Annotated in this window: 2 protein-coding genes; one reads left to right on the forward strand and one right to left on the reverse strand. The window is 72.6% G+C overall.

Going from position 1 to position 4,433, the window contains the following annotated elements; genetic code table 11:
* Positions 1 to 138: 138 nt before the first annotated feature.
* Positions 139 to 1,599: a PKD domain-containing protein gene (locus G3I65_RS58770; RefSeq protein WP_160695948.1), complete on the reverse strand. Its 1,461-nt coding sequence runs from the start codon at positions 1,597 to 1,599 to the stop codon at positions 139 to 141.
* A gap of 723 nt (positions 1,600 to 2,322) precedes the next feature.
* Between G3I65_RS58770 and G3I65_RS10625 the strand changes: the two genes are divergently transcribed.
* A partial coding sequence (locus tag G3I65_RS10625; RefSeq protein ID WP_239071017.1) for a DUF6531 domain-containing protein occupies positions 2,323 to 4,433 on the forward strand: 2,111 nt, incomplete at its 3' end.

A 4,433-nucleotide genomic window follows, 5' to 3' on the forward strand; every position in this document is an offset into this window, starting at 1 on the left:
TGACGGCGGTGGCGGCGCCGAAGTCGTCGTTGGACGGCGCGGCCGCGTGGGCGACGCCGGGCGCGAGCAGCGCGGCCGTGACGGCCGCCACGCCCGCGACGAAGGGACGGATGAACGATTTCACGGTGTTCCCCCTGGTCAGACGGCGGTGATGCGGGTGGCGGGCGGCGTGACGGTGGTGGCGATGGAGACCACCGTGTTGTCCGCCGGGTAGGCGTCCTCCACCGGGTACGACAACTGGGCCTCGGCGCGGAAGGCGACCTTGCCGGAGAGCGCGTCCTCGGGGGCGAAGGTGTAGGAGAACGGGAACCGGACCTTGCCGGTGGCTCGCGCGGGCACCTGCAGCGTGAGCCGGCCGACCTCGGTCCAGGAGTCCGCGGACCGCTTGGACAGCACGACGGTGACCGTTTCGGCGTACCGCGTGTTGGTCACGTCCACCGAGACCGGCTTGCTTTCCCCTTGCCGCGCCGAGGTTGGGACGACGAACTTGGCGATCCCGACGTCGTGCGTGATCACCGTGATCGGGGTGTCGACCGTCGCGGTGCGCCCGTCGGGCGACGTCGCGTTGAGCTTGGCCGGGTAGACGCCGTCGGCGGCGTAGCGGTGGTAGACGGTGTCGGTGCCGACCGGGGCGGTCTGGCCGTCGCCGAAGTCCCACGTCCCGCCCAGCGGCCGGTCGATCGAGTTCCACGTCGACGCCGAGAAGCCGACCTTGTCGAACACCGTCGCCGTCCTCGGCGACACGTAGACGTCCGGGTCCAGCGGCGGTGCTTCGGCCAGCACCAGCTTGAACTCGCCGTAGCTCTGGTGCGCCCCGGTGAAGCGGACGGCGTAACCGGTGCCGGCCGCCGCCCGGAACGCGACCGGGTTCGAGGAGCTCCGGTCGCAGGCGACCTGGGTCAGCGCCGTCAGCGAGTTCCCGGCGTAGACGGTGGCGGCGGCGTAGGTCCCCTGAGCCTGCACGGTGAGCGAACGCGCCGCGTCCGCGGCCGGCACGGAGTACCAGACCGAGGGCTGGGCCTCGTCGTCCACGCAGGTCGAGTCCGGCTCGCCGGCTTCGGCGGAGGCGACTGAGAGGTCCGGCTGCCGCGTGAACGGCAGGGCGCTCACGGTCTCGGCGGCGGCGAAGGCGTCGTTGGGCGCCGGCGCGACCGTGCCGAGCGAGAACGACAGCGCGCCGCCCGGGGTTTCGATGCCGGAGACCTGGAACGAGTACGTCGTACCGGCCGTGGCGTGGAACGTGATGGTGGCGTCCGTGCCGTAGTCGCAGGCGTCGGCCGCGGGCTGCAGGTGCCCGCGCGCCCCGGTGTTCGCGGACAGCAGCGTCCGGTGGTCACTGCCGGCGGTCGAGGCGCGGAGCAGGCCGTCCTCGGTGGCGGTGTACCGGAACCAGACCGTCCCGGCCGAGGCGGATCCTTCGCACCACGCCGGGTCGTCGGCCGCCTCGGTGGCCGCGCTGGTGTCCTCCTGCGCGCTGAACGGCAGCGCGGTGACGACGGCGGCACCGTCGAAGTCGTCGTTGTCCGGCGGCGCCGTGGCGTGCGCGACACCGGCGCCGGTGGTGACCAGCGCCGCGGCCAGCACGGCGACCACGGCCACCCGGCTTCTCGAACGCGATGAAAACAGCACGAATCGTTCCCCCTCGTGAACTTCCCCGCCCCCGTGACGAAGATCCCTGCCGGACGTATCGGCCGTACGCCGTCCGGTGTGACCGGGTCGGGGACGAATTACGCCGGATGCCGCAACGAGGGTTTCTCAGTGGCGGCTGCGCTCGCCGGTCCGCGATGTCATGAAAGGGTCGTTCACCTCACCAGACGACATGAACGACCCTTTCATGACATCCCCGCGGCGCCGGGCAGACCACGCGGCCAGGCGACTTTGCGGACGGTCACCCGCTCGCCGGCGCGACTTTGCCGGGCCCCTGACGCGGGAGGTCCTGAATGACTCATTCAAGACACCGCCACCCACCGCGATGCCGCCGATGGGGGCGACCGGTCGCGAGGCAACGCGGGCCTGACCGGACAGCCGCCGAGGGAGCACGGGCACACTTTCGGGTGCGCTCGGGCACCAGCCACCCGACTTGCCCGCGTGCCCGGAACCCCGCCCCGCGCTCCGTGCTTTGATGGAGGGATTCCAGGCGGTTTCACGGGGAGGTAGGGCGCCATCAGCAACCCGCTGGTCGCGGAGACCAAGGACTCGACCAAGGCGTATTCGGGCATTTCGCTGCTGGAGTCGGCGAACGACCTGAAGTCCGCGATCGAATCGGGCGACTGGGCCTCGGTCGCGATGGGCGCCGTCGGCACCGCGCTTGACGCCCTTTCCATGGCGATGGACCCCTTCGGGGCGATCCTCGCCGCCGGCGTCGGGTGGCTGATGGAACACGTCGGCCCGCTCAAGGAAGCGCTCAACGGGCTGACCGGCAACGCCGACGAGATCGCCGCCCAAGCCGAGACCTGGAAGAACGTCGCGACCGAGCTGGGCAGCATCGGCGAGGACCTGACCGGGATGGTCAAGGCCGACACCGCTTCCTGGACCGGCGCCGCCGCCGACACCTACCGCCAGCGGGCCCAGGACACCGTCACCCTGCTCGAGACCGCGCAGAAAGGCTGCGAAGGCGCTTCCAGCGGCGTCAAGACCGCCGGTGAAGTCGTGGCGGCGGTGCGGGCGCTGGTCCGGGACATCATCGCGGAGCTGATCGGGCACCTGATCAGCTGGGCGCTGCAGGTGGTGTTCACCCTCGGCATCGGTCTTACCTGGGTGGTCCCGCAGGTCATCGGCGCCGTCGCCAAGACCGCCTCCAAGATCGCCGACCTGGTCAAGCGGCTGGTCACCGCGCTCAAGGCGCTGGTGCCGCTGCTGAAGCGGGCCGGCGATCTGTTCGCCGACGCCGCCAAGGCGCTCAAGAACATCAAGCCGGGCAAGGCCGGGCCGCCGCCGAAGCACGCGGACATCAACGGCAACCCCAAGGGAATCGACGGCCCCGGCGGCAAGGGCGGCGACGGCACGCACACCTCCGGCGCCAAGGACGGCCCCGACACGCCGCCCAAGACCGACCCGCCGCCGACGTCGAAGGGGCCCGACGACACCCCCAAGGGCGGCCCGGACGCGCCGCCGCCCGGGACCCGCGGCGGTCCCGACGGGAACTCCACCACGCCGTCGGGCGCACCGAAGGGCAAGCCAAAGGACGGTCAGGACCCGGCGAAGACCAAGGAACCGGACGAAAAGGTCTGCGAGTTCGACCCGATCGACGTCGCGACCGGCGACGTGCTGTTCACCGAGGTCGACCTGGTGGTGCCCGGCGCGCTCGGCGAGCTGGTCACCCGCAACCACGTGTCGTCCTACCGGGACGGCCGCTGGTTCGGCCCGTCGTGGACGGCGCTGCCCGACGAACGGCTGACCCTCGACGCCGGCCTGGTGCGCTACCACTCGGCCGACGCGATGGTGCTGACCTTCCCGCTGCCCGGGCCGGGTGCCGCCACGGCTTCCCAGCACGGGCCCCTGCGCCTGCTGCACGCCGACGGCGACGACTACGTGGTCACCGACCCCGGCCGCGGGCAGGCCCGGCGGTTCTCGCCCAGCGGCGACAACGAGCTGCTGCTGCGCGAAGTCCGGACCGAGGACGGCGAGTTCCTCGAACTCGACCGCGACCCCGCCGGCGCGCCCCTGCTGCTGACCCACTCCGCGGGCGCGCGGATCGCGTTCGAGACCGACGGCGGCCGGATCCGGGCCGTGCGGGCCCTCTCGCCCGGCGGGGACGTCCCGGTCGCGCGCTACGACTACGACGCGCACGGCCACCTCGCGCAGCGCACCAACTCCACGCCCCGGCCCGCGCGCTACGACCACGACGCCGAGGGCAGGCTCACCGGCTGGACCGACCACAACGGCGCCTGGTACCGGTACGTCTACGACGACGCCGGCCGCTGCGTCCGGACCGTCGGCGACCAGGGCTACCTGGACGGGTCACTCGCCTACGCCGAAGGCCGCACCACGACCACCGACTCGCTCGGGCACCGGAAGGTCTTCGAGTTCGACGCGGCGGGCAACGTGGTGGCCGAGACCGACAAGCTCGGCGGCGTCACGCGCAGCGAATGGGGCCCGCACAACCGGCTGCTGGCGCGCACCGACCCGCTCGGGCGGCGCACGGAGTTCGAGCACGACGACGCCGGGATCCTGCGCGCGGTGCGGCGCCCGGACGGCACCCGCGTGCTGCTGACCGAACGCACGGAAACGTCCCTCGAGATCGAGGTCGCGGCCGCCGGGGGAGTGTTCCGCCGCCGCTACCCGGCCACCGCACTGCCCGATCCCTACACCGATCCGCTCGGCGTGGCCGAAGACCAGGACGCCGAGCGGGCGCCGGCCACCGAGCAGCCGGGGGCGCCCGGCGACCCCGACCTGTTCGGCCGGCCGCGCACGGTGCGCGACGGCGGCGGCCG

Source organism: Amycolatopsis sp. SID8362 (genome assembly GCF_010550475.1).
GTDB classification, from domain to species: Bacteria; Actinomycetota; Actinomycetes; order Mycobacteriales; family Pseudonocardiaceae; genus Amycolatopsis; species Amycolatopsis eburnea.